Origin of the sequence: Streptomyces filamentosus (assembly GCF_014654895.1) — a bacterium.
In the GTDB taxonomy this organism is placed as follows: domain Bacteria; phylum Actinomycetota; class Actinomycetes; order Streptomycetales; family Streptomycetaceae; genus Streptomyces; species Streptomyces filamentosus.
Genome location: NZ_BNBE01000004.1, coordinates 831,605 through 855,669, shown reverse-complemented (window position 1 = coordinate 855,669; position 24,065 = coordinate 831,605). Strand labels below are relative to the sequence as shown.

Here is a 24,065-nt window from a genome sequence, read left to right as displayed (position 1 = left end):
GAATGCCGCGACGAAGGTCCCGAATGCCCGGGACCTAGGTCCCTTGGCCACGGCCTCACCGAGGCAGTTGTCAGTGGTCGCCCGTAGCGTTTTCCCCATGACGACGACCTATCTGGAGCTGTCGCAGGACGGCGGCGGTGCCCACAAGTTCTACGAAGTGACCGTCGACGGACTGGAGGTGTCCGTCCGCTACGGCCGGATCGGCGCGACCGGGCAGACCCAGCGCTCCTCCTTCGCCACCGCCGACAAGGCGCGGGCCGCGGCGGCGAAGAAGATCGGCGAGAAGGTCCGCAAGGGCTACGCCGCGGCGGTCCCCGGCGGGCGCGCCGCCCGCTCCGTCACCCGCCGCGCGGTCGGCTCCGCGCCCTCCACGGCCCGCGCGGCCGCCCCGGTGCTGTGGCGCTTCCGCACCGGCTCCGCCGCCTTCGGGATCCACGTGGACGAGGACCGGATCTGGATGGGCAACCAGGCGGGCGACGTCTTCACCCTGGACCACGGCGGCGAGGTGCTGGCCCGCTTCGGTCTGCCGGACGGCGTGAAGTGCCTGGTCGCCGACGACTTCTGGATCTACGCGGGCTGCGACGACGGCAAGGTCTACGACCTCTCCTCCAAGCTGCCCTTCGCCGCCTACGACATCGCCGCCGACGTCGACATCTTCTGGCTCGACATCCACGAGGGCGTGCTGGACGTGGCCGACCGCTCCGGCCGGCTCACCGTCATTGACCACGAGGACGAGCACCAGTGGTCCCGCTCCGGCCGCGGCGAGTACGCCTGGATGGTCCGGGCGGACGGCCGCGCGGTCTACTACGGCGACACGCACGGCGTCGCCGCGTACGCCGCCGACGGCTCGGGCGAGCTGTGGCACACCCCCGTCGACGGCGCGGTGCTGTTCGGCTGGCAGGAGGACACCGCCGTCTACGCGGGCACGGGCCACCGCAAGGTGCAGCGGCTGGCGAAGCGGGACGGCCGGGTCGAGGCCGTCTACGCCTGCGACGCGACGGTGTACGCGTGCGCCACCTCGCCCGGCGGCCGCTTCGTCTTCGCGGGCGACTCGGCCTCCTCCGTCTACTGCTTCGCCGAGGACGGCACCCGGCTGTGGAAGCTGGGCATCGGCGGCGGTTCGGCGCTCTCCATGCAGTACCGCGACGAGCGGCTGTACCTGGTCACCACCGACGGCTCGCTGGTCTGCGTGGACGCGAGCGAGGCGGCGATCCAGGCCGCCCAGCAGGGCAGCGTCCCGGTGGCCCGGGACGTCAAGCTGGCCGCCGCGCTGCCCACGTACACCCCGGCGACCACCGCCTCCGCCGTCGCCTCCGTGGCGTCCGTCGGTGCGGCGGGCGAGGCCCCGGCCGGCTCGATCGTCGTCGAGTGCGCCCTGGAGGGCGGCCGGAGCCGCGTCCGGGTGGTCAGCCCCGGCTACGAGCCCGCGTGGAACGTGCAGTTCCCCCGCGCGATCCGGGAGCCCGGAGCACGCTTCGTGGTGGAGGCCCTGCACCCGGCGGCCGGCGGCTTCTACCGGGTCCGCGGCGAGATCCGGCGGCTGCTGTGAGCGGGGAGCCGGCCGGCAAGGGCGCCTTCGAGGCGGCGACGGGGGACGGGCCGCCGCTCGCGGGCGACGCCGAGCAGCGCTCCCGAGAGGTGCGCTCCGCCCTCGAAGGGCTGCGGCAGATCCGGCGGCTGACCGGCCAGGGCGACGCCCCCGGGGCCGTACCCGCCCCGTGGGAGCTCCGGCAGCCGGTACGGGCGGTGGCGCTGGCCCTGGAGGCCGCGGGGCTCGCCCCGTCGGCGGTCGGCGCGGACGGGGAGCGGACGGCGGCCGGTTACCGGGTGAGGGCGGGGGAGCGGCCGGCCACCGTCGTGGTCGAGTGGCTGGGGCCGCCGGGCTCCGGCGCCGCCCGCGAGGAGCCCGGGGCGCTGACGGCCTGCGCGGACGCGCTGGCGCGGCTCGGCTGGGAGGCGCTGCTCTACAAGGGGCCGCGCGGGCGCCGCTTCCTGGAGGTGGAGCCGGCCGGGACGACCGCCGGCCCGGGACCGTCCTGAACGGACGGGCACCGGGCCGGAGCGGGCGGCGGGAAGAAGGAGGGAGGGCGTCAGGCGATCGAGGCGGAGACGATCGCGGAGACGGCGATGTTGCAGGACGCGGTCACCCACACCGCCGGGTGCGGCTCCGGGTCGACCAGCGTGGCCCCCAGCTTGCCGGGCGTCACCAGGTCCACCACGAGGAAGGCGACGGCCATCATGACCAGGCCGAGCAGGCCGAACGCGGCGGTGGAGAGCAGCCCCTTGCCGAAGTTGTCGTAGGTGGTCCAGATGGAGGTGAAGACGATCCCGCCGATGCCGAGCAGGGCGGAGCTGAGCAGGACGGCCGCGTTGCGGTTGCGGTCCTCCCATATCTGACGGCCCAGCTTGCCGGGGGTGAGGACGTCCACCAGGACGATGCCGAGGATCAGCAGGACCACGCCGAGGGCGCCGTAGGCGGTGGCGCGGCCGAGGCCGTTGACGATGTCGGTCATGGGAAGCCGGCTCCGGAGAGTGGTGATCGCGAGCGATCGACGGTCATGGACCGGCAAAATCTAGCGCACGGAACGAGCAGGTCCGCCGCCCGCCCGGAGAACGGGCGGACGACGGACCGGACGGGACGGACCGACGGGGACGGACCGGACGGCACGGACCGGCCGCTCGGGTCGGGCGGAACGGGGCCGGGCGGCGCGGATCGGTTGCCGGCCGGGCCGGGCGGGCTGGACCGGGCGCCGGACGGGCCGGGTGGGGGCGGGTCAGGCGCCGGACGGGCGGGCCCGGGTGGGGCGGATCAGGCGCCGGGCGGAAGGTTCCTGGCCCGGGAGCGGACCATGAAGGCGGTCACGATCTCGGCCACGCCGACCGCGATCAGCCAGATCCCGCCGAGCAGGGTCAGCACCGCGACCGACTCCAGCGGCGACACGATCAGCACCACTCCGGCGAGGGCGCTGACGATGCCGAGGAAGACCTGCCAGCCCCGCGCCGGCATCGCCGGGTCCGAGGCCGCCGCCACCGTCTGCGTGATGCCCCGGAAGAGCCAGCCGATGCCGATCCACAGCGCGAGCAGCAGGATCGACTGCGTCGCGCCCCGGAAGCAGAACAGGCCGAGCAGGATCGACAGGGCGCCGCTGATGAAGGCCATCACCCGCAGCCCGGTGCTGGCGTGCGTGCCGAAGGCGGCGACCAGCTGCATCACACCGCTGAAGAGCAGGTAGATGCCGAACAGCACCCCGGCCGCGACCAGCGAGGCCCCCGGCCACACCAGCACCAGCACACCGAGGACGAGGGCCACCAGCCCGGCGATCAGGAGCGCCTGCCAGGCGGCCCCGGCGAGCATCGTCAGCGGCCCCGGCGGCAGGTCGCTCCCGGTCCGTCCGTCGTGCGGCCTGTCGTGCGGCCTGTCATGCGTCTGCGTCATGGGATCCGTCTCCTCTCGAATTTCGGGAACACGTCACGGGCCCGGGAACACCTCACCGGTCCGGCAACACCTCACGGGGGAGGGGCGCGCCTCACGGGTCCGGGAACACGTCACGGGGGTGCCGGAGAACGTCACGTACCGGCGGCGCGCGCGAACGCCTCGGCGTACGAGCCGAGGAACAGCGCCTCGGCCAGCGCCATCCGCTCGATCTCGGAGGGGTCGACGCTCTCGTTGGGGGCGTGGATGAGACAGCCCGGCTCCTCCACCCCGATCAGCGCGATCTCCGCGTCCGGGAAGCGGTCCGCCAGCACGTTGCACAGCGGGATCGAACCGCCCTGCCCCGACTGCACCATGGCCTTCCCGTACGCCTCGCTCAGCGCCGTCCCCAGCGCCGCGTACGCGGGCCCGTCGGTGCGGGCCCGGAAGGGCTGCCCGGCGCTCTCCGCCTCCACCTCGACCCGGGCGCCCCAGGGCGCGACCGCCACCAGGTGGTCGGTGAGTGCCTTCCGGGCCTCCTCGGCGTCCATGCCGGGCGGCACCCGCAGGCTGACCCGCGCCCGCACCTTCGCCTGCACGGCGGCCGAGGAGCCGACCACCGGCGGGCAGTCGATGCCGAGGACGGTGACCGCGGGCCGCGCCCACAGCTCGTCGGCGACCGACCCGGTGCCGACCAGCGACACCCCGTCGAGGACGCCCGCGTCGGCGCGGAACTGGTCGGCCGGATAGGACACCCCGTCCCACAGCCCGTCCGCCGGCAGCCCCTGGATCGCGGTGTTGCCGTGCTCGTCGCGCAGGCTGTCCAGCATCCGCACGAGCGCCGCCAGCGCGTCCGGCGCGGGCCCGCCGAACATGCCGGAGTGCATCTCGCCCTTGAGGGTGGACACCGTCACCACCACGTTGGCCAGCCCGCGCAGCGAGGTCGTCGTCGTGGGCAGGCCGAGCGCGAAGTTTCCCGTGTCGCAGATCAACAGGGCTTCCGCCTCGAAGAGTTCGGGCTGGAGCGGCACCAGCTGCTCAAGGCCCGCGGTGCCCTGCTCCTCCGAGCCCTCCGCCACGAACTTGATGTGCACGGGGAACTCCGCGCCCTCGGCGCCGCCCAGCGCCCGCAGCGCCGTCAGGTGCATCGCGATGTTGCCCTTGCAGTCGGCCGCGCCCCGCCCGTACCAGCGCCCGTCGCGCGCGGTCAGCTCGAACGGCGGGGTCTCCCAGGCGTCGTCGTCCAGCGGCGGCTGCACGTCGTAGTGGCAGTAGAGGAGGACGGTCGGCGCGCCCTCGGGGCCCGGCGCGTGCCCGACCACCGCGTCCGTGCCGTCCGGGGTGGTGACCCGCCGCACGTCCCGCAGTCCCGCCCCGGTGAAGGCCCGCACCAGGAAGTCGGCGGCCTTGCCGCACTCCTCGGGCGGGAACTGCCGCGGATCGGCCACGGACCGCATCGCGACCAGCGCGGTCAGGTCCTCCTCGGCGCGCGGCATCAGTGCCCGTACCCGCTCCCGCAGCGCGGCGGTGTCGGTGGACTCGGAGGTCATGCGTACCCACTTCCCTCGGGCCGCCCCCGGACGGCCGGTGCGGCAACGGCCACCCCAGTCAAGCAACGCCCGGCAAACGCCGCAAAACGTGACCCTTCCGGAGTATCGGACCTTCCTCCCGGGCGGCGGCGGAGGGGCCGGGCGGCGACAGTGGAGGGGTACGCGTCCCCTCCCGCACCTGGAGAACGTCATGGCCCACCCCAACCGACGCGACCTCGGGCTGCTCGTGCTGAGGGTCGGCACCGGCGCCGTCCTCGCCGCGCACGGCACCCAGAAGCTCTTCGGCTGGTTCGGCGGCGGAGGCATCGAGGGGACCGCCCAGGGCATGGAGGCCATGGGCTTCCACCCGCCCCGCGAGTCCGCCCTGGCGGCGGGCCTCGGCGAGGCCGGCGGCGGCGTGCTGCTCGCCCTCGGACTCGCCACCCCCGCCGCCGGCGCGGCCGCCGCGGGCGCCATGGCGGGCGCCGTCTCCGTGCACGCCCCGGCCGGCTTCTTCGCCCAGGGCGGCGGCTACGAGTACCCGGCGTTCCTCGGCTTCACCGCCGCCGCCATCGGCGTCACCGGCGCCGGCCGCTACTCCCTGGACCACGCCACCGGGCACGTCCTGGACCGCCCCTGGGTGGTGGCCGCCGCCTTCCTCGGCTCGGCGGTCGCCGCGGCGGCCGTGGTCGGCCGCCGGGCCCAGGCGCGGGCCGAGAAGGCAGCCGAGGCCGATCCGCACACCGAGGCCGAGGCCGAGGCCGAGACCGGGGCCGAAGGCGCAGAGGAGCCGGAGACCCACTGAACCCCCGTGCGCCCCGCCCCCGTCCGCGGCCGGCCTCCCGGACCGGAGGCGGACCGGGGCCGGGGGGGAGTCGCACGCGCGCGCGTGCGGGGCGTTAGGCTCGCCGCAGAGGAAGGGACGGGTGCCGGGCCATGAAGATCGATCTCACGGACACCAACTCCAGCGCGATCAACAAGGCGATCCTGGAAGGGCGGAGGGCCGTCGGCACCCCCGCCGTTGGTGTCGTCCTCACCCTGGTGATCGTCACCGACGAGGAGAACGCCTACGACTCCGTGCGCGCGGCCAACGAGGCGTCGAAGGAGCACCCTTCGCGCACCCTCGTGGTCATCCGCCGCCGGGCGCTGTCGCCCCGCGAACGCCACGTGACCCGGCTCGACGCCGAGGTCCGCCTCGGCACCGACGCGGGCTCCGGCGAGACGGTGCTGCTCCGCCTCCACGGCGAACTCGGCGCCCGCGCCGACTCGGTGGTGCTGCCGCTGCTGCTCCCCGACGCCCCCGTGGTCGTGTGGTGGCCGGTGGACGCCCCCGCCGTCCCCTCCAAGGACCCGCTCGGCGCCCTCGCCCAGCGGCGGATCACCGACACGTACGCGGTCGAGGACCCGCTCGGCGCGCTGGCCGCCCGGGCCGCCTCGTACGCCCCGGGCGACACCGACCTCGCCTGGACCCGGCTCACCCCCTGGCGTTCCATGCTGGCCGCCGCCCTCGACCAGGCCGGGACGGACGTCGTCTCGGCCGCCGTGGAGGCGGAGGAGGCCAACCCCAGCGCCGAGTTGCTGGCCCGCTGGTTCGAACTCCGGCTCGGCGTCCCGGTGGAGCGGATCGTCTCGGAGGGCCCGGTCGTCACCGCCGTCCGGATGGGCACCCCGGCGGGGGAGATCCGGATCGACCGCCCCGAGGGCCCGGTGGCCCACCTCGCCATCCCCGGCCAGCCCGGCCGCGTCATGGCGCTCAAGGTACGCACGACCGCCGAACTGATCGCCGAGGAACTCCGCCACCTCGACCCCGACGACGCCTACGCGGCGGCCCTGGAGGGCCGCGCCGTCTAGGACCGCCGCGCGGAAGCGTTCGAGCACCGCGAGGCCGCCCCGCCACGGACGCCGCCGCTGCCGCTCGTCCCTGTTCCGGTCACGGCCCGGCCCCTTCGCCCGTCCCGGACGGTGGTCCAGGGGTGCGACGGAGAGGAGGCGGGCGAGGTGACACGGGGGCGGGGCCGGGGCGAGTGGACGGGGCCGGGCGGTTTTCTCCAGGAGAATCCTTTTCCCTTTCATGGGTGCATTCGGGTGATCTTGGTCCGTCCGTGTGGTTCCCCCTGCCTATGATCCACTTCTGTGACAGAGAGTAATGACTTTCGGACGGAGTGTGGATCGGCTGATGTGGTCATCATCGGAGCGGGCCCGGCCGGCCTCGTGCTGGGGAACCTCCTGCTCCGCCGGGGCGTCGACTGCGTCGTCCTCGAACGCGCCGGACGCGACGCCGTGCAGAACCGCGCCCGGGCCGGCTTCCTCGCCCCGAACACCGTGCGGATCCTGCGGCGCCACGGCCTGGACGAGGGGCTGAGCCGCCGGGGCCGGGAGCACGGCGTCTGCGAGTTCCGCACCGAGGACGGCCGCTTCCGCCTGGACTACCGGCGGCTCGGCACCGGCGAACCCCACACCGTCTACCCCCAGCACGAACTGGTCACCGACCTGCTGGCCCACTTCCTCGGCGCGGGCGGGCGCGTCCGCTTCGACACCGAGGCCGTCACCGTGTCCGGCGCGGACGGACCGGCGCCCGAGGTGGCCGTGCGGGACGGGGACGGGCGCCCCGGACGCTGGCGGGCCCGGTACGTCGCCGCCTGCGACGGCCGCCACGGCGCCGGACGGCGCTCCCTCCCGCCCGGCGCGGTCCGCCGCCACCACCGCGACCACGGAGTGTCCTGGCTCGGCCTGCTCGCCGAGGCGCCGCCGAGCCTGGACGCCGTCGGGTACGCCGTCCATTCGCGCGGCTTCGCCGGGCACATGGCCCGCTCCGCCGACATCACCCGCTACTACCTCCAGTGCGCGCGCGGCACCCGCGCCGGCGACTGGAGCGAGGACCGCGTCTGGGACGAGCTCGACCTGCGCATGCGCGCCCCCGCGTACGGACCCCTGCGGCGCGGCCGGATCGTCCAGCGCGCCGTCGTCCCCCTCGTCTCCGACGTGCTCGAACCGCTGCGCCACGGCGCCCTGTTCCTGGCCGGCGACGCCGCCGCGCTGATCAGCCCGTCCGCCGCGAAGGGCGCGAACCTCGCCGTGCTGGAGGCGGAGATCCTCGCCGGCGCCCTCGCCGACGCCCTGGTCCACGGCGACCCCGGCGGACTCGACCGCTACTCCGAGCGGTGCCTGGACCACATCTGGCGCGCGCAGGAGTTCTCCCACTGGATGATCCGACTGCTGCACGGCACCGCCGACCCCTCGGACCCCCCGAACCACCCTGCGGATCACCGCTCTTCGGAGCCCTCGGACGTCTCGGACCCCTCGGACCCGCCGGGCGCTTCCGGCTTCCCGGCCGCCGGGGCCGAGGACCTCTTCCAGGAGCGCCTGCGCCGCTCCCGCATCGCCTCGCTGCGGCACTCGGCCGCCCGGCAGAACTGGTTCGCCGAGAACTACACCGGCATCTGACCACCCCTCGCTCCCCCTCCTCGCCAAGCTCCTTCACCCTCTCCCTGGACAGGTCATGCACTCCGAACCTTCCTTCGCGCTGCCCGGAAGAAGCACGCCCGCGCCGGCCGACCGGGACCGGCTGGACGCGGCGGCCCGCTTCGTCCGCGAGCAGGACACCCCGGTGCTCCTCTCGCGCGTGCTGCCCGGCCTCGACGGCCCCGAACTGCGGGCCCTCACGGACCGGTGCCGCTTCGCGCACGCCGCCGTCCTGGTGTTCCCGCCCGACGAGCGCGCGCTGCGGGCGGAGCTGGCGGCGTGCGGCCTGCCCGCCGACGGGCCCGCGCGGCCCAGCGTCGTCGTCCGCGACCGTCTCGCCGCGCGCCACGGCCACCACCCCGGCGATCTCGAGGTGAGGATCCTCCGCCCCGAGGTGCGCGGGCCCGCCGAGGAGCGCCGCACGGTCGAGGTGTTCGCGCTGAGCGTGCCGCCCGGCTCCGGACTCTCCCGGATCGCCGCCGACGAGCGCGGCGCGGACCGCGAGGCGCACCTCGCCTTCGACGTCGAGCACCCCGACCCGCTGGTGCTGCGGGGACTGCTCGCGAGCTTCGCCCGGCACGGCGCTGCCCCGGACGGCGGCGGCTACAACCCGCACGAGGACGGCACCGTCTTCTACCTCACCGCGCCCGAGGGCACCAAGACCCCTTACCGGCGGGTGGAGTTGTACGCGGGCGGCGACCACCGCGACGTACTGGCCGAGCACCTCGCCGGAACCCCGGCAGCACGGTACCCGCGGCAGCCCGACGCCCCTCGCCGGCCCGACGTCCCCCGGCAGTCCGACGCCGCGCGCCCGGCGGAAACGCTCCTGCGGCTGCTGACCGGAGCCTGGACCACCCAGGCCCTGGCGGCGTGCGCGGAGCTCCGCCTCCCGGAGGCCATGGACCGGCACGCCGGGAAGCGGGTCCCGGAACTCGCCGGGGCCGTCGGCGCCCACCCGCGGGGCCTCGCCGTCCTGCTGCGGTACCTCGCCGGGCTGGGCGTGGTCTCCCGGGGCCCGGACGGCTACCGCCTCACCGACACCGGCGCGCTCCTGGACGACGCGGCCCCGGCCTCGATGCGGCCCCTGGCGCTGATGTACGGCGGACCCTTCTACGCGTCCTTCGCCCACCTGGCCCACGCCGTGCGCAGCGGGGAGCCCGGCTTCGACCGCCTCCACGGCGAGAACCACTTCGACCACTTCGCCCGCGATCCCGGACTCGCCGCGCTCTTCGACCGGTCCATGGCGTCGAGCGCCCCCCTCTTCGACCCGCTCCCCGGCCACCCGGTGCTCACCGCCGCCGCCACCGCCCCCGGCCGCCCCCGCACCGTCGTGGACGTCGCGGGCGGCACCGGGGAGCTCCTCGGCCGCGTCCTGACCGCCCACCCCGCCCTGCGCGGCGTCCTCCTCGAACGCCCCCAGGTCCTGCCGGCGGCCCGGGCCCGGCTGACCGCCCTCGGCGTCGGCGACCGGTGCTCCTGCCGGCCGGGCGACTTCGCGGACGTGCCGCAGGGGGCCGACGTCTACGTCCTCTCCCGCGTCCTGCACGACTGGGACGACGACCGCTGCCGGACCATCCTGCGGCACTGCGCCGACGCCATGCCCGCAGACGCGGACCTCCTCGTCGTCGAACGCCTCCTGCCGGCCGACGACAGCCCCTCCCTCGCCACCGCGTGGGACCTCCACATGCTGTGCAACACCGGGGGCCGGGAGCGCACCGCCGACCACTACGCCCGGGTGTTCGGGGAGTGCGGCCTCGTCCTCGCCGGCAGTGCCCCGCTCGCCCTGGGCGCGCACGCCCTCCACGCCCGGAAGGCGCCGGAGGAGGCCGCCGGGGGGTGAGCGGGACGCGCGAGGGCGCCGCCCGCCCGGCGGGGGCGGACGGCGCTCTCCGCACGCGGAGGGAGCGGGGTGCGGTCAGATCCGCTGCCAGAGCGCCGGCACGTTCGACGGCTCCCAGCCGGCCTGGGCCTGGTGGCCCTGGAGGCAGCGGTAGGTCGAACCGCCGTACGTGACCGTGTCACCGGCCGCGTACACCTTGCCCGCCGTCCACGTACCGCCCGGCTGCGGCTCCCCCGGGCCGGGGCCGGGGCCCGGGTCGGACCCGGTGGTCTTCAGGGTCAGGCCGTAGCCGGACAGGATCGGGTTCAGCGGCTGGAAGTAGGTGGTGCCGCCGCTGGAGCAGTTGCCCGTGCCGCCCGAGGTCACGCCCTGCGCCTGGCTGCCGGAGATGTACGAGCCGCCCGAGTCGCCCGGCTCGGCGCACACGGTCGTGCGGGTGACGCCCGAGACCGTGCCCTCCTGGTAGGTGACGCTGGTGTTGTGCTGCTGGATGGTGCCGCAGTGCCAGCCGGTGGTGGAGCCCGACCGGCAGACGGAGGAGCCGACGGGCTGCAGCACCGAGCCGGTGACCTGCACGTTCGCGCCACCGGCGCCCTTCACGTACGGCGTCGAGGTCCAGTTGGTGTTCGCCGCGACCCAGGCCATGTCGTTGCCGGGGAAGGTCGATGCCTGGAAGGTGCCCTGCGCGACCTGGTTGAAGCCGCTGGTGGACTGGCCGGCGCGGCCGCAGTGGCCGGCCGTCGCGAAGCCCTGCGTGGTGCCCCGGGTCACCGGGAAGCCGACCGAGCAGCGCCCGCCGCCGCCCATGTAGTACGCGTCGCCGCCCCGGAGGTCGTAGAGCGGGCGCGGCGCCCCGGCGGACCGCACGATCCGCACGAGCTCCCGCGGCACGCCGCCGGCCGCCACCAGGCGGTCCCCCGCGCCGGCCCGGGTCTCCTCGACGACCAGCACGTTCGCGCGGACGTCGACGTACCGCACCGGGGCGTCGGCGGTCGCCGCCCGGTCCAGGGCCGTCCGGGCCCGCTCCAGCGCGGTCAGGTCGTGGCGGACGAGCGCGGCCCCGGCCCCGGCCGCCCGGATCGCGGCGAGGTCGGCGGCGCGGGTGGTGGCCACGGTCAGGGAGCCGGACTCGGCCCCCGCGACCCAGGCGCCCGCGAAGGAGCCGCCCAGGTGCTGCCGGAGCCGGGCGGCGGTGGCGCCGGCCTCCGCCTCGTTGACGAGGCGGTGCTCCGCCTGCGTGCGGGTGAGGCCCAGGTCGCGGCCCATCGCGGCGAGCAGCTCGGGCCGCGCCTGGTCCGCGCCGAGCGCACGGGCGGCGCTCTGCACGGAGGGGGCGGACCCGGGGGAGGGCTGCGCGGCGGTCGCGGACCCGGCCTGGAGGCCGGCCAGCGCCATCCCGGCGGCGGCCAGCGCGGTACACGCCGCGCGGGCGTGTCGTCGGAGCATGGGGAGTCTCCTCGGTTCTCGGTGGGGGATCTGCCGAGAACCGTAGGAACGCCGTCCCGGGAGCGGGAGCCTCCACCTGGCCCCTCCCCCCCGCGTTATGGCCCCCGAACTCACCTTGCGAGGAAGACCGCATGAGTGCGCGTCAGAAGAAGGTGTCCGTCGACCGGGCCGCGCTGCGGGCCAGGGCCTCCGCGTGGGCGTCGCGGGCGTGGGCGAGGACGGCGGGGGCGCGGGCCGCCGCGCGGCCCTCGGGGTGCCAGCCGAGCAGATGGCGCCACAGGAGGGGGGAGCCGGTCAGGGGACGGGTGACGATGCCCGGGGTCGCCGGGAAGGTCGCCCGGCAGAGGCCCACCGCCCGGCCCACCTGGACCAGGTGCACGCAGGAGGCGGTGTCCGTCTCGTACACCCGGGCCGGGGTGAAGCCGGCCCGCACGCACGCGGCGGCGAAGCAGTCGCCGAAGCAGCCGTCGCCCGGCACGTCCGTCCAGTCCTCGGCGGCGAGTTCGGCGAGCGCGACGTGCGGGCGGGAGGCCAGCGGGTGGCCGGTGGCCAGCATCACGTACACCGGGTCGCGGGCCACCTCCGTCCAGGCGAGCCGCCCCGCCTCGGGCGGGGAGCTCTCGCCGCAGACGCCGACGAGCGCGAAGTCGAGCCGCCCGGCCACCACCCCGCAGGCCACCTCCCGTTCGGACCAGGAGGTGTACGTGGTGACCTGGGCGTCCGGCTCGGTGCGGGCGAGCCGGTCCACGAGCCCGCCGAGCAGCGGGCCGTGGGTCCCGCCGAGCCGGTGCCCGGCGGCCCCGTCCCGGGCGAACCGCACGGCCTCCTCCTGGAGTTCGCACACGGCGGGCAGCACCACCCGCGCCCGGTCCAGGACCAGGTCGCCCAGGGCGGTGGCCCGCACCCCGTCCCTGCCGCGCTCGAACAGGACCCCGCCCAGGGCCCGCTCGATCCGCTTCAGCTGGGCGCTCAGGGCGGGCTGCGCCAGTCCGAGGGCGGTGGCCGCACGGGTGAGGCTGCCCGCCTCGGCGATGGCCCGGACCGTCTTCAGGTGCCGCAACTCCAAGTCCATGCCGCCAGCTTGACGCCCCACCCCTGACAGGTCCAGACCAAGGAAGGGGGTTGCTAGCGGACGCGCAGGCGGTCCGGGAGCCAGCGCAGCTGCGCGGCCTGCTGGAAGGCGCCGCCGCCCTCGTGGTCGTTGAAGTCGTAGACCTCGATCGCCTTGTCCTCGTGCGCGTACGCGTTGAACGCGGCGAACACCGTCGACGGCGGGCAGGTCTGGTCCTCCAGCGCGGTGGAGAACAGCGCGGGCGCCGTCGCCCGGGCCGCGAAGTGCACCCCGTCGAAGTAGGACAGGGTCTCCCGCACCCGCTCCACCCGGCCCCGGTGCGTCTTCAGGTAGTTGCCGATCTCCCGGTACGGCGTGCGGTCCGTGACCGTCGTCGCGCGCGGGAAGTCGCACAGGAACGGCACGTCCGGCGAGACCGCCGCCAGGTCCGGCACCAGCCCCGAGACGGCGATCGTGATGCCGCCGCCCTGGCTGATGCCGGTGACCGCGGTGCGGGCCGCGTCCGCGAGCGGATGCGACCGGGCCGCCTCCACCGCACGCACGGCGTCCGTGTACAGGCGCCGGTAGTAGTACGTCTCCGGATCCTCCACGCCCCGCGTCATGAACCCCGGGAACGCGGGGGCGCTGCCCACCGGGTCCGCGGTGTCGCCCGGCGCCCAACCGCTGCCCTGGCCACGGGTGTCCATCACGAAGTGCGCGAACCCGGCCGAGGCCCACAGCAGATGGGAGTGCGCGAGCCCGCGCCCGCCGCCGTACCCCAGGAACTCCACGACCGCCGGCACCGGTTCGGCCGTCCCCGCCGGGACGACGAACCAGCCCTTCACGGGCTGGCCGCCGAACCCGGCGAACGTCACGTCGTACGTCTCCACCGTCGCGAGCCCCGTTTCGACCCGCTCGAACCGCGCGTCGAGCGGGTGCTCCCGCGCCTCCCCGAGCGTCTTCGCCCAGAAGGCGTCGAAGTCCTCCGGCTCCACCGAAGCGCTCCGGTACTCCCGCAGCCGGTCGAGGGGCATGTCGAACAGGGTCATGTGCGCACCGCCTGGTCAGGTCGTCACGTTCGAAATGTCGACCGGTCACGTCCGGCCCGCCCCACCCTAGCCCGCACTCCCGCCGGATTCATATACGTGAACGATCGTCCTCCTGTCGGGCGCCGACCGCGCCCCGCACCCCTTCCCGTCCTCCGCCTTCCCCCTCGCCCTTTCCCGTACGGGTACCGGATGTAGGGTCGGGACGGTCGAGGGGGAAGGCGGGGGCGTGCGGACGGATTCGAGGCATCCCATCCTGGTCGGAGCGGTGGGGACGAGACGGGGCGTGGCGGCATGACGGCGACGGCGAAAGCGACGGTGCACAGCGTCTTCTCCCCACCGGTCTCCCTGCTGGAGGAGTGGCGGGAACGCCCGGACAAGGCGCCCCTGAGGGAGCTCCTGGTCCTCGGCCGCGCCCCTGACCTCCCCTCCCTGGAGACCACCGTCTTCCCGGCGGCCCGGGCGCTCGGCGCCCGCGTCGCGGTCCTGGGGGACGCCGGGCGCGCCCCGCACGAGGAGACCGGGGCCCGGCAGGCCGGGCACGGCTACCACCACGGCACCGCCTCCTGCCACGGCGCCTTCCGTCCCGAACTGGTCCTGCTGCTCGGGGACGACGCCTGCCGCGTCGCCATCGGGCCCGGGGGGCCCGCGTGGTCGGCCCGGGAGGGCGCGGACGGGCCGTGGACCGTCGTCGCCACGGACGGAGGGGCGTCCCACCCCCTCCTCGCCGACCTCGCCGACTGGCTGGAGGCCCTGCCGGACGCCGTGGCCGTGACCCCCTGGTGGGCGGCCCACCTGCGGCACGTCGCCGACCTGCTGATCGAACTCCACTGCCAGGCGCCCGCCTTCGGCGACGAGGAGACGAAGGAGGGCGCGGACGTCCGCCTGGCGCACAATCTGCGACGGCCCCTGATCGGCCTGCTCCCCCTCGGCCCGGTGGACGAACTCCGCCTGCCCGCCGCCTCCATGGACCCGCCGGGGGAGGCGCCGAAGCTCCTCCGCGACCGGCTGATGCCGGTGACGACCACCCCGGGGGTTCTGCGCGACGCGTCAGGCCGCGACGGGACCGGATCGTCGCACGGCACGCTCGTCGAGTGGCGCGAGGGCGACGTCTGGCACCGGCTCGCCGGAAGCCCCGGCCTGACGCCGGAGTCGCTCGCCCGCGCCGTCGGAGACGCCGCCCGGGGGACCGGGGAAGGCCCCGCCCGCAACTGCGAACTCGCCGTCCTGGCCACCGTCACCGCCCCCGCGCTCGGGCCCGCGTCCGGACCGGCGGAACGCGCGTCCGGGCCGGCGGAAGGGGAACCGCCCGCCCCCGCCCGGACGCCCGCAGCGCCCGCTCCGCTCGCAGCACCCGCTCCGCCCGTCGTCCGTGACCGGCTCCCCGCCGACCGGCCCGCCGACGCCCCGCCCCCGCTCTCCGGCGAGTACGGGACCAGGACCCTGTTCGGCGACCCGGCGACCGCGCGGCGGTTCGAGCAGGACATCGCCCGGCTGCGCGAACTCGACGCCGAGGACACGGTGTTCCCGACGGTGGCCGACTGCCGGTGGACGCTGGGGCCGGAACTGACACGACTGGCCTTCGGGCCCCTCGCGGCGGACGACGGGAGAGGGGACGGGCACGGGGGAGAGGACGGCCCGGCCGTCCTCCCCGACGAGGCCCGCGAGCAGGCCCGTGCGTGGATCGGCGGACTGGCGCACCGGCTGGCGTCCGAGAAGGGGGCGGGCGACCACGCCCGTGTCCGACCGTGGTCGCCGCCCACGTCGCTGCTGGTCACCGCCCTCCACCTGCACCTGCTCGCCGCGGGCGCCTGGGACGAGGACGACTACGGCTGGCGCGCCGTCACCGCCGACCTGCTCGGCGCCCTCCACGCGGTGGACCGTCCGGCGGACGGCGACCTCCCCGAGGACCAGGAGGAACGGCTCGACGCGGTGATCGCCGTCTGCGTGTCGCTCCTCGGGCTGCACGGAGAGTTCGAGGGCCCGGAGGCGGACCCGGTGGCGGCCGCCGCCTGGCGGCTCGGCCGCACGGCGGTGGCCCGCGCCCTGCCGGAGCGGGCGGCGGACCTCTGCCTGCCGGCCGGCCGCCGGGGAGCGCCCGTGGCCGCCGGGACCGACGTGGAGGCGCTGGGCGAGCGCGCCCGCTCCGTGCCGGACCCCGTCGCCGAGGCGCACCGCGCCCTGGCCGCCGCCCATCTGCCCGGGACCTACGAGGACGGCGTCTGGCACCTCGCGGGCGAGTTCAGCAACCCGCAGGGGGCCTGTGCGAAGGCCGTCACGGTGGTGGCCGGCCTGCCCGGCGACCTGTGGCCCGGCCCCGTGCTCGCCCGCGCCCGGGGGCGGGGCGCGGGAGTCCCCTGCTTCATGGCCTGGCACCGGCCGCTCCTCGTCCGCCAGCGGGGCAGGCAGTGGACGGCCTTCCGCATCCTCGCCCCCGCGACGCCCCTCGCCGCCTTCCAGAGCGGCGCCCCCCGCCCCACCGCCCAGGACGAACAGGCCCGCCGCGACCTCGGCCCCCTCCTCGCCGAGGCCGGCGTCGATCCCCTGCACCTCTTCTTCCTCCTCCGCGACTGACGCCGGAACGGAGGCGGACGGGGGAGGGGAAGGCCGGCCGGGTCAGCAGCAGGTGCTCTCCGGCTGCTCGGGCTGCTTGGCGAGGGTGTCGGCGTCGGCCTTGACGACGTACACCTCCCACGGTTCCCGTCCCGGTCCGTGGACCCACACCTTGTCCTGGAGGGCGTAGCAGCAGGTGGTGTCGGTCTCCTCCGTCGTCGCGAGGCCCTCCTCGCGCAGCCGGGCGGTGGCGGCGCGGACGGCTTCCGTGGTGGCGACCTCCACGCCGAGGTGGTCCAGGCGGGTGTCCTCGCCCTCGGCGCCTTCGATGAGGACGAGCTTGAGGGGCGGGTCCGTGAGGGCGAAGTTGGCGTATCCGTCGCGGAGTTTGGCGGGCCGGACACCGAAGAGCCCGGTGTAGAAGGCGACGGAGGCGGCCAGGTCGGGAACGCGCAGGGCGAGCTGTATGCGGGACATCGTGTTCCTCCGTATGGGTTGTGTTCGTCAGTGGTCGGCGGACAAGGGCGGGTCAGGGGGTGTCGAAGAGGCCGCTGCCCGCGCAGACCCCCGTCTCGGGGAGGACGAGCTCGACGCGGCCGGCCGCGTCGCGGTCCCCGGCGATCGCGGCGTCGCGCAGGTGCGCGGCCGCGGCCAGACCGATGGGCCCCGCTCCGACGACCACGACGGGCAGATCGGCGGCCGTGGCCGGTGCGGGGGAGGTGGAGACGGCGCTCATGATGATTCCCTCTTGATTCGATGTCCATCGATGTCTGCCACCTCAGGGTGACATCCGATGAGACAGTCGTCAATATAGATGAACATCGAATCCAGAGGAGGGGGCGATCTGCCGCGCGAGGCTCTTGGGGGTTGGTTCGACATGTGTCAAAATAGGTTCATGTCGAACACGGAGCTGCTGCCGGTACTGGAGTCCGAGGCGGAGCCCTGCTGCCCGCCCCTGGACGAGCGGCCGCTGACCGCGGAGGAGGCGGAGCGCACCGCCCGCATGTTCAAGGCGCTCGGCGACCCGGTCCGCCTCCGGCTCTTCTCCGCCGTCGCCTCCCACCGGAACGGCGAGGCGTGCGTCTGTGACATCTCCGACGTCGGCGTCTCCCAGCCCACGGTCTCCCACCACCTGAAGAAGCTGAAGGAGGCCGGGCTCCTCTCGTCCGAGCGGCGCGGCACCTGGGTCTACTACCGCGTCGAGCCCGCCGTGCTCGCGGCCATGGGCGCGATCCTGACCAAGGCCGCCTCGGTCTGATCCGGCCGCGCTCCGGAGGTGGCCCCGCGCCTCGGGGGCCGGGGTGGCCGGCGTGCTCGATCGACGGCATTCGATGGCGCCCCCTCCGGCGTTGGGATCCGGGGCGGCTCATTCGTTCTTCGCCTCCGGCGGCCCCGCCACCAGTGCACGCCATTGCGGCAGATCTTATTAATCGTCTATCATCGATATTCGATAAAGGGGGCGTCTGGCCCCCCGTGCGGCCCGTCACGAACCTCGTACGTCCCCCTTCGCGGCGCCGCCCGCTCACGTGTCACCGTCTCAGAGAGGTTCACCTGTGGACGAACTGCGGGCCCTTGGCCTGTTCATCCTGGATGAGGTGCTGCACTACCTCCCGTGGTTCCTGCTCGCCATCGTCCTGGGCATCGCGGTGCAGCGACTGTCGATCGACGTGGTCGCGCGCCGTAGCTTCGCCCAGGGGCGCCGCGGCGTCCTCGGCATCGCCGTCGTCACGGCCATCGGGGCGTTCAGCCCCTTCTGCTCCTTCACCGTGATCCCCTTGATCCGCCGCTTCCTGATGGCCGGCGTCCCGCTCTCGGCGGTCATGTCGTTCTGGATCGCGTCCCCCTCCATGGACCCGGAGATCTACGCGCTCTCCGCCGCGCAGCTCGGCATCCCCATCGCCACCGCCCGCCTCATCGGCGCCCTGGTCCTGAGCTTCGGCGCCGGCCTCATCGTCCTGGCGCTCGAACGGCGCGGCCGGTTCGCCGATCCGCTGCTCGACTCCACGGAGGAGAAGAAGCCCGCGAAGTCCTGCTCGCAGGAGGAGGAGACCGCCGCCGCGCCCGCGTGCTCCGCGGCGAAGGCGGCCGTCCAGGAGCCCGTCGCCGTCACGGTCGGCGGCGGAGCCGTCACCGGCGCTGCCGCCCCGTCCGCGGGCGGTTGCGGGGGAGCCCCCCAGGAGCCCCTCCAGGGTTCGGCACCGGACTCCGCCCCGGAGTCCGGCGGATGCTCCGCGGCCGCCCGGACCGCCCAGGGCGACGCGGACGACGACGGCACGCCGTGGCGCGTGCTCGTGCGGCGCGACATCAAGCAGCTCCGGGCCGGCGAGATCCTCAAGGAGATCGTCAGCGACTCGCTGATCCTCGGCAAGTGGCTGCTCCTCGCCATCGTGCTGGAGGCCGTGATCGTCCGGTACGTGCCCACCGACGTCGTCTCGGGCATCCTCGGCACGGACGGAGTCCTCTCCGTCCTGATCGCCGGGGCCATCAGCGTCCCGCTCTACCTCAACGGCGTCGGCGCCATCCCCGTCGTCGAGGGCCTCCTCGACCAGGGCATGGTCGCCGCGGCGGGCGTCACCTTCCTCCTCGGCGGCGCCATCACGACGATCCCGGCCATGGTCGCCGTCAAGAGCGTCGTGAAGGCGAAGGTCTTCGCGTTCTACCTCGGCGTCGGCCTCCTCGGCAGCGTGGGCATCGGCCTCGTCTGCCTCCCGCTCCTCTGACCCGCCGCCCTTCCCCCGGTCCACCGCTTTCCCCCGGCCCGCACCCCGGCCACACCCCCGGGCCGGCCCCCACCCGAACCACCCTCCTCACCCCCCCACCGACGCTCCTGTGGCGGCCCCCGACGCCACAGGAGCGTCGCCGTACCCTTTCCCGTACTCGTTCCCGCTCCTGCTCCCGCACGCACCCGGCGTCATCCCCCCGGAGAAAAGAGCCACGCATGACCGAACTCCCCTCCCCGCCCCAGGAGATCACGCTCGCCCCGATGACCGAAGCCCACGCCCAGGCCGTCCTGGCGATCTATCAGCAGGGCATCGACGAGGGCGACGCCACGTTCGAGACGGCCGCCCCGGCCTGGGGCGAGTTCGACGCCTCACGCTTGCCCGACCACCGGTACGTGGCGCTCGACCGGCGGCGGCAGGTCGTCGGCTGGACGGCGGTGTCCCGCGTCTCGGCCCGCCCCGCCTACGCGGGAGTGGTCGAGCACTCCGTGTACGTCTCCCCGGCGGCGCGGGGGGCCGGTGTGGGGCGCACGCTCCTGGAGGCGCTGATCGCCTCCACCGAGAAGGCCGGGATCTGGACGATCCAGGCGGGCGTCTTCCCGGAGAACACCGCGAGCCTGGCCCTGCACGGCTCCGTGGGGTTCCGCGTCCTCGGCCGGCGGGAGCGGGTGGGCCGCCACCACGGCGTCTGGCGGGACGTCCTGCTCGTGGAGCGCCGCAGCCCGGTCGTCACATGAGGGATGCCGGTCACCGAGGTGACCGGCATCGATCCGCCGTCCCGCCGCTCCGGCGGGTCCGTCCCGCCGGGCGCCGTCAGTCGGCCAGCGGGCGGGAGCGCAGCTCGATCAGCGTGGGGGCTGCGTCGGCGTCGGCGGTCACCTGGGCGTGCTCCTCGCCGACGGCGATGACGTAGCCGTACCGGTTCATGTACGCCTTGGGCGGGAGGGCCAGGCGCGTCCCGGGGCCCGCGGTCGCGACCGCGCTGTGCACCGTCGGGCCGAACAGGTCGGAGCGCACGGTCACTTCGACGGCTTCGCAGTCGTGCTCCGGGTAGAGGAACCTGATCGCCGCGGTCCTCCTGGTCTTCGGCGCCGTGTCGGGAGTGAGCCCGGCCGCCACGCTGGCGGCGGCGACGGCGGGGTCGGTGCCGGTCGCGAGCATGCCGATGAGGGGGATGAAGTCGCCGCCGAGGCGCGCGTTGATCTCGACGAGCCGGGGCCCCTTCGGGGTGAGCTTGAACTCGGTGTGCGTGGCGCCGTGTTCGAAGCCGAGGGCCTTGTGGATGTGCTGGAGCTGCTCCAGGAGCCCGGCGTCCCGCAGGAGCGGGTCGGCGGCGTCGACGGTGTGGCCGGTCTCCTCGAAGTACGGGTCCATGCCGACCTGCTTGCGCGCCACGACGAGCGGGGTGCAGACGCCGTCGACGACGACCGCGTCGACGCTGATCTCGGGGCCGGTGAGGTACTCCTCGACGAGGACGTCGGCCTCGTAGCGGGGCACGCCCGGCCAGTCGGCGGAGCCGGCCGCCGCGAAGGCCGCCTCGACGGCGTCGCCGTGGTCGGCCCGGACGACCCCGAGGCTGCCGGCGAGCCCGCGCGCCTTGACCACCACGGGATAGCCGGTCGCGTCGGCGGCGGCACGCGCCTCGGCCGCCGTGGAGACGGGGGTGCAGGCGGGCTGCGGCACGCCGGCGGCGGTCAGCCGCGCGCGGGTGGTCGCCTTGTCGCGGCAGGCGAGCACCGCGTCCGGCGCGCTCCCGGGCAGGCCCAGGGCCTCGGCGAGCAGGGCGGCGGCGTGCACCAGGGACTCGTCGTAGGTGAACACCCCGGCCACCGGCAGCCGCCGCACGACCCGCTCCGCCTCGGCGCGCAGCGCGTCGACGTCCTTGGTGTCGAGGAGCGAACTCCCCTCCACGTAAGGGAGTTGCCAGCTCGGCTCGTGGGCGTCGAGGAGCCACAGGCGGAAGTGCCGGGAGACGGCGGCCACGATGTACTCCCGGTAGCGGCGGTCGCCGCTGCCGATCAGGAGCAGGACCGGTGCCTCGGGTGCGGGCGGGTGCGGGACGGGCGTGGCGGCCATGGCGGACAACCTTCGTGTGGCGTGTGGCGTGGCGGGGGACCGGTGGCGGCGGGCATGTGCGGCGCCACCGCGGCCGATCGCCGGAACCCTGCCAGCATCGAGCGATGTATGTCAATAGATCGATGAATGAAGGCCGGAGGCGTCCGTAGCCCTCTAGGGGAGCGGGTGGTCGGGTGGGGTTCGATCGAAAGCGGTCGATGCTTCGCGGGTACGGGCTCCGCGCCGGTCCCGCCGTCAGGAGCAGGTGGACGCGCTGTCCGCGACGCGCGGGAAGGCCCGCTGTCCGAGGTCCTGGAGGACGTCCCGGCGGATCGAGAACCAGGCCCAGGTGCCGCGCTGTTCGCGGCGCAGCAGCCCGGCGTTGGCGAGGATCTTGAGGTGGCGGCTGACCGTGGGCTGCGCCACGTCGAGGGACTCGGTCAGGTCGCAGACGCAGAGCTCCCCGGTCGGCGACCGGTCGATCAGATGGAGGATCTGGAGGCGGGTCTGGTCGGCCATCGCCTTCAGCCGGACCGTCAGCAGCTCGACCTCGTCACGGTCGATCAGCGGTCCCGGGGAGGCGGGTACGCAGAGGCCCTCGCTCACGGTCTCGATCGGTATGCGCACCAGCGGAGTTGCCATCCCGCCATCCTACGATTCGCCGGGAGGAGCGGGCCAATCCGCGGGGCGATCTCCGTCAGTAGTTCACTTCCCGTTCACCCGCCGGAGGGACGGCCGAGCAGATCCGCGATCTGCCGCGCGGCGTCGCGGGCCGGGCGGCCGACGCCGACGAGGGTGGCGGAGGCGGGGCCGGTCCAGTCGCCGTAGCCGAGCAGGTGCAGACGGGGTTCGTCCAGGGACCGGGTGCCCGCGGTGGGGACGTGTCCGCGGGGGCCGCGCAGGCCGAGCGGGGCGAGGTGGGACAGGGCCGGGCGGAAGCCCGTGCACCAGACGACCGCGTCGGCCTCGGCGGTGGTGCCGTCGGGCCATTCCGCGCCGGTCGCGGTGAGACGGGTGAACATGGGCAGCGCCTTGAGGAGGCCGGCGTCGCGGGCGGCCCGGACCGGCGGGACGGCGACGACGTCGCCCAGCGACGCGACGCCGCCGGTGTCGCCGCGGCCCTCGTCGAGGGCGCGCCGGCGGGCGGTCGCCACGTCGAAGAGGACGCGGCCGTCGACGTCGTCGGGCAGGTAGCGGGGTTCGCGGAGGGTGACCCAGGTCATGTCGGCGGTGGGGGCGAGGTCGGCGGCGATCTGTGCGCCGGAGTTCCCGCCGCCGACCACCAGTACCTTCCGTCCCGCGAAGGCCTCGGGCCGCCGGTACTCGACGGTGTGCAGCTGGACGCCGCGGAAGTCGGAGCGGCCGGGCACGGCGGGGAGGAAGGGGCGCGACCAGGTGCCGGTGGCGCTGACGACCGCGCGGGCCCGCCAGGTGCCGGAGCCGGTCTCGACGCGGAGGAGGGGGCCGTCGCGGTGGACGCCGTCCACGCGCACGGGCCGGTGGACGGGGAGGTCGTAGCGCCGTTCGTACGCGGTGAGGTAGTCGACGACGTGGGCGGCGTCCGGGTAGGTCTCGCCCGGCTGCGGGGGCATGGGGCGGCCGGGCAGGGAGGAGTACGCGGCGGGGGAGAAGAGGCGGAGGGACTCCCAGACGTGCCGCCACGCACCCCCGGGGGCCGGGGCGGCGTCCAGGACCACGAAGTCCGCTCCCGCGCGGCGCAGGTGGTAGCCGGCGGCGAGCCCGGCCTGCCCTCCGCCGATGACGACCACGTCGACGGTCTCGGACCCGCCCATCCGTCTCTCCTCTGCTCGGTGGGCGCCGGGCGCCCGGTGGGGGTGGGACGTGCGCTACCGGCGGGCGGCGGTGAACCTCCCGCGCCGGGCCAGCGACACGTGCACGAGGGCGATCAGGACGGGGACCTCGATGAGGGGACCGACGACTCCGGAGAGGGCCTGGCCGGAGGTGACGCCGAAGGTGGCGATGGCGACGGCGATGGCGAGTTCGAAGTTGTTGCCGGCGGCGGTGAACGCGAGGGTGGCGGTGCGGTCGTAGGGCAGGCCGATCGCCTTGCCGAGTGCGAAGGTGCCGAACCACATGACCGCGAAGTAGACGAGGAGCGGCAGGGCGATGCGGGCGACGTCGAGCGGCTGGGAGGTGATCGTCCTCCCCTGGAGCGCGAAGAGGACGACGATCGTGAAGAGCAGGCCGTACAGGGCCCACGGGCCGAGCTTCGGCAGGAACTTCGACTCGTACGCCCCGCGGCCCAGCTTCTTCTCGCCGACGCGGCGGGTGAGGAAGCCGGCGAGCAGCGGGACGCCGAGGAAGACGACGACGTTCAGCGCGATCTTCCACATCGAGATGTCGAGCGTCTCGCCCTCGCCGAGGCCGAGCCATCCGGGCAGGACGTCGAGGTAGAACCAGCCGAGCAGGCCGAAGGCGAGGACCTGGAACACGCTGTTGAGGGCGACGAGGACGGCGGCGGCGTCGCGGTCGCCGCAGGCGAGGTCGTTCCAGATGACGACCATGGCGATGCAGCGGGCCAGGCCGACGATGATCAGTCCGGTGCGGTACTCGGGCAGGTCGGGAAGGAAGGTCCAGGCGAGGGCGAACATGACGGCCGGGCCGAGGACCCAGTTGACCACCAGGGAGGAGGCCATCAGCCTGCGGTCGCCGGTGACGGCGTCGAGCCGGTCGTAGCGGACCTTCGCGAGCACCGGGTACATCATGACCAGCAGGCCGACGGCGATCGGGAGCGAGATGCCGCCGATCTCGACCTTCGCGAGCGCGTCGCCCAGGCCGGGGACCAGCCGTCCGAGCCCGAGGCCGAGGCCCATGGCGATCAGGATCCAGACGGCGAGGAAGCGGTCGAGCGTCGACAGCTTCCCGACGACCGTGGATTGCTCGGGAGCGGGGGAGAGGGAGGAGTCCATGGAGGGGGTCGCAGGTGGGGT

The 24,065-nt window shown here is 74.9% G+C and carries 22 protein-coding genes; 10 read left to right on the top strand and 12 right to left on the bottom strand.

Annotated features, from left to right (window positions below; translation table 11 throughout):
- Positions 1-97 precede the first annotated feature (97 nt).
- Both IE326_RS37730 and IE326_RS37725 read left to right on the top strand, forming a co-directional pair.
- Positions 98-1,549, top strand: a complete 1,452-nt coding sequence (locus IE326_RS37730; protein WP_150234491.1) for a WGR domain-containing protein — start codon at positions 98-100, stop codon at positions 1,547-1,549.
- Complete coding sequence (locus tag IE326_RS37725) at positions 1,546-2,040, top strand: hypothetical protein (protein ID WP_190044774.1); 495 nt, start codon at positions 1,546-1,548, stop codon at positions 2,038-2,040. The genes IE326_RS37730 and IE326_RS37725 overlap by 4 nt, the downstream gene beginning before the upstream one ends.
- 50 nt (positions 2,041-2,090) lie before the next feature.
- Here IE326_RS37725 and IE326_RS37720 read toward each other — a convergent pair whose 3' ends face one another.
- The 3 genes from IE326_RS37720 to IE326_RS37710 all read right to left on the bottom strand — a co-directional run bounded on the left by IE326_RS37720 (position 2,091) and on the right by IE326_RS37710 (position 4,962).
- The gene (locus tag IE326_RS37720) at positions 2,091-2,513 is read right to left on the bottom strand and encodes a DUF350 domain-containing protein (RefSeq protein WP_030750989.1); all 423 of its coding nucleotides are present in this window, start codon (positions 2,511-2,513) and stop codon (positions 2,091-2,093) included.
- Between the two features lie 296 nt (positions 2,514-2,809).
- On the bottom strand, positions 2,810-3,436 hold the full coding sequence (locus IE326_RS37715; protein WP_190044773.1) for an HdeD family acid-resistance protein: 627 nt from the start codon (positions 3,434-3,436) through the stop codon (positions 2,810-2,812).
- Between the two features lie 131 nt (positions 3,437-3,567).
- Positions 3,568-4,962 carry a dipeptidase gene (locus IE326_RS37710; protein WP_190044772.1) on the bottom strand — a complete coding sequence of 465 codons (1,395 nt, stop codon included), beginning with the start codon at positions 4,960-4,962 and terminating at the stop codon, positions 3,568-3,570.
- 190 nt (positions 4,963-5,152) lie between these two features.
- Between IE326_RS37710 and IE326_RS37705 the strand changes: the two genes are divergently transcribed.
- From IE326_RS37705 to IE326_RS37690, 4 genes are all read left to right on the top strand, one after another.
- Positions 5,153-5,746, top strand: coding sequence for a DoxX family protein (locus IE326_RS37705; protein ID WP_150234481.1), 594 nt, complete (start codon positions 5,153-5,155; stop codon positions 5,744-5,746).
- Positions 5,747-5,877: 131 nt separating this feature from the next.
- Entirely contained in the window at positions 5,878-6,792 is a 915-nt protein-coding gene (gene opcA, locus IE326_RS37700; RefSeq protein ID WP_150234479.1) for a glucose-6-phosphate dehydrogenase assembly protein OpcA, read from the top strand.
- 327 nt (positions 6,793-7,119) lie between these two features.
- The gene (locus IE326_RS37695) at positions 7,120-8,385 is read left to right on the top strand and encodes a 4-hydroxybenzoate 3-monooxygenase (RefSeq protein WP_190044771.1); all 1,266 of its coding nucleotides are present in this window, start codon (positions 7,120-7,122) and stop codon (positions 8,383-8,385) included.
- A 55-nt stretch (positions 8,386-8,440) separates the two neighbouring features.
- Positions 8,441-10,243, top strand: a complete 1,803-nt coding sequence (locus tag IE326_RS37690; protein WP_190044770.1) for a methyltransferase — start codon at positions 8,441-8,443, stop codon at positions 10,241-10,243.
- Positions 10,244-10,318: 75 nt separating this feature from the next.
- Here IE326_RS37690 and IE326_RS37685 read toward each other — a convergent pair whose 3' ends face one another.
- The 3 genes from IE326_RS37685 to IE326_RS37675 all read right to left on the bottom strand — a co-directional run bounded on the left by IE326_RS37685 (position 10,319) and on the right by IE326_RS37675 (position 13,789).
- Positions 10,319-11,689 (bottom strand): carbohydrate-binding protein, encoded by a 1,371-nt coding sequence (locus IE326_RS37685; RefSeq protein ID WP_190044769.1) that lies wholly within the window; start codon positions 11,687-11,689, stop codon positions 10,319-10,321.
- Between the two features lie 142 nt (positions 11,690-11,831).
- Positions 11,832-12,761, bottom strand: coding sequence for a LysR family transcriptional regulator (locus IE326_RS37680; RefSeq protein WP_150234472.1), 930 nt, complete (start codon positions 12,759-12,761; stop codon positions 11,832-11,834).
- 53 nt (positions 12,762-12,814) lie between these two features.
- Positions 12,815-13,789, bottom strand: coding sequence for an acetylxylan esterase (locus IE326_RS37675; protein ID WP_190044768.1), 975 nt, complete (start codon positions 13,787-13,789; stop codon positions 12,815-12,817).
- Between the two features lie 291 nt (positions 13,790-14,080).
- On the opposite strand from IE326_RS37675, the gene IE326_RS37670 reads away from it, so the two are divergent.
- Complete coding sequence (locus IE326_RS37670) at positions 14,081-16,360, top strand: hypothetical protein (protein ID WP_190044767.1); 2,280 nt, start codon at positions 14,081-14,083, stop codon at positions 16,358-16,360.
- A 42-nt stretch (positions 16,361-16,402) separates the two neighbouring features.
- Here IE326_RS37670 and IE326_RS37665 read toward each other — a convergent pair whose 3' ends face one another.
- Together IE326_RS37665 and IE326_RS37660 are read right to left on the bottom strand one after the other, a co-directional pair.
- Positions 16,403-16,816: an ArsI/CadI family heavy metal resistance metalloenzyme gene (locus tag IE326_RS37665; RefSeq protein ID WP_190044766.1), complete on the bottom strand. Its 414-nt coding sequence runs from the start codon at positions 16,814-16,816 to the stop codon at positions 16,403-16,405.
- Positions 16,817-16,868: 52 nt separating this feature from the next.
- Positions 16,869-17,075 carry a hypothetical protein gene (locus IE326_RS37660; RefSeq protein WP_150234464.1) on the bottom strand — a complete coding sequence of 69 codons (207 nt, stop codon included), beginning with the start codon at positions 17,073-17,075 and terminating at the stop codon, positions 16,869-16,871.
- A gap of 159 nt (positions 17,076-17,234) precedes the next feature.
- Between IE326_RS37660 and IE326_RS37655 the strand changes: the two genes are divergently transcribed.
- From IE326_RS37655 to IE326_RS37645, 3 genes are all read left to right on the top strand, one after another.
- Positions 17,235-17,597 (top strand): ArsR/SmtB family transcription factor, encoded by a 363-nt coding sequence (locus IE326_RS37655; RefSeq protein WP_150234461.1) that lies wholly within the window; start codon positions 17,235-17,237, stop codon positions 17,595-17,597.
- Between the two features lie 295 nt (positions 17,598-17,892).
- The gene (locus IE326_RS37650) at positions 17,893-19,059 is read left to right on the top strand and encodes a permease (RefSeq protein WP_190044765.1); all 1,167 of its coding nucleotides are present in this window, start codon (positions 17,893-17,895) and stop codon (positions 19,057-19,059) included.
- A gap of 218 nt (positions 19,060-19,277) precedes the next feature.
- Entirely contained in the window at positions 19,278-19,796 is a 519-nt protein-coding gene (locus IE326_RS37645; protein WP_190044764.1) for a GNAT family N-acetyltransferase, read from the top strand.
- 76 nt (positions 19,797-19,872) lie between these two features.
- Here the strand turns inward: IE326_RS37645 and IE326_RS37640 are convergent, their stop codons facing one another.
- The 4 genes from IE326_RS37640 to arsB form a co-directional block, all read right to left on the bottom strand.
- Positions 19,873-21,135, bottom strand: coding sequence for an ATP-grasp domain-containing protein (locus IE326_RS37640; RefSeq protein WP_190044763.1), 1,263 nt, complete (start codon positions 21,133-21,135; stop codon positions 19,873-19,875).
- 234 nt (positions 21,136-21,369) lie between these two features.
- Entirely contained in the window at positions 21,370-21,756 is a 387-nt protein-coding gene (locus IE326_RS37635; protein WP_150234453.1) for an ArsR/SmtB family transcription factor, read from the bottom strand.
- A gap of 74 nt (positions 21,757-21,830) precedes the next feature.
- Positions 21,831-22,907, bottom strand: a complete 1,077-nt coding sequence (locus IE326_RS37630) for an ArsO family NAD(P)H-dependent flavin-containing monooxygenase (RefSeq protein ID WP_190044762.1) — start codon at positions 22,905-22,907, stop codon at positions 21,831-21,833.
- Between the two features lie 54 nt (positions 22,908-22,961).
- On the bottom strand, positions 22,962-24,044 hold the full coding sequence (gene arsB / locus IE326_RS37625) for an ACR3 family arsenite efflux transporter (protein ID WP_190045042.1): 1,083 nt from the start codon (positions 24,042-24,044) through the stop codon (positions 22,962-22,964).
- Positions 24,045-24,065 lie beyond the last annotated feature (21 nt).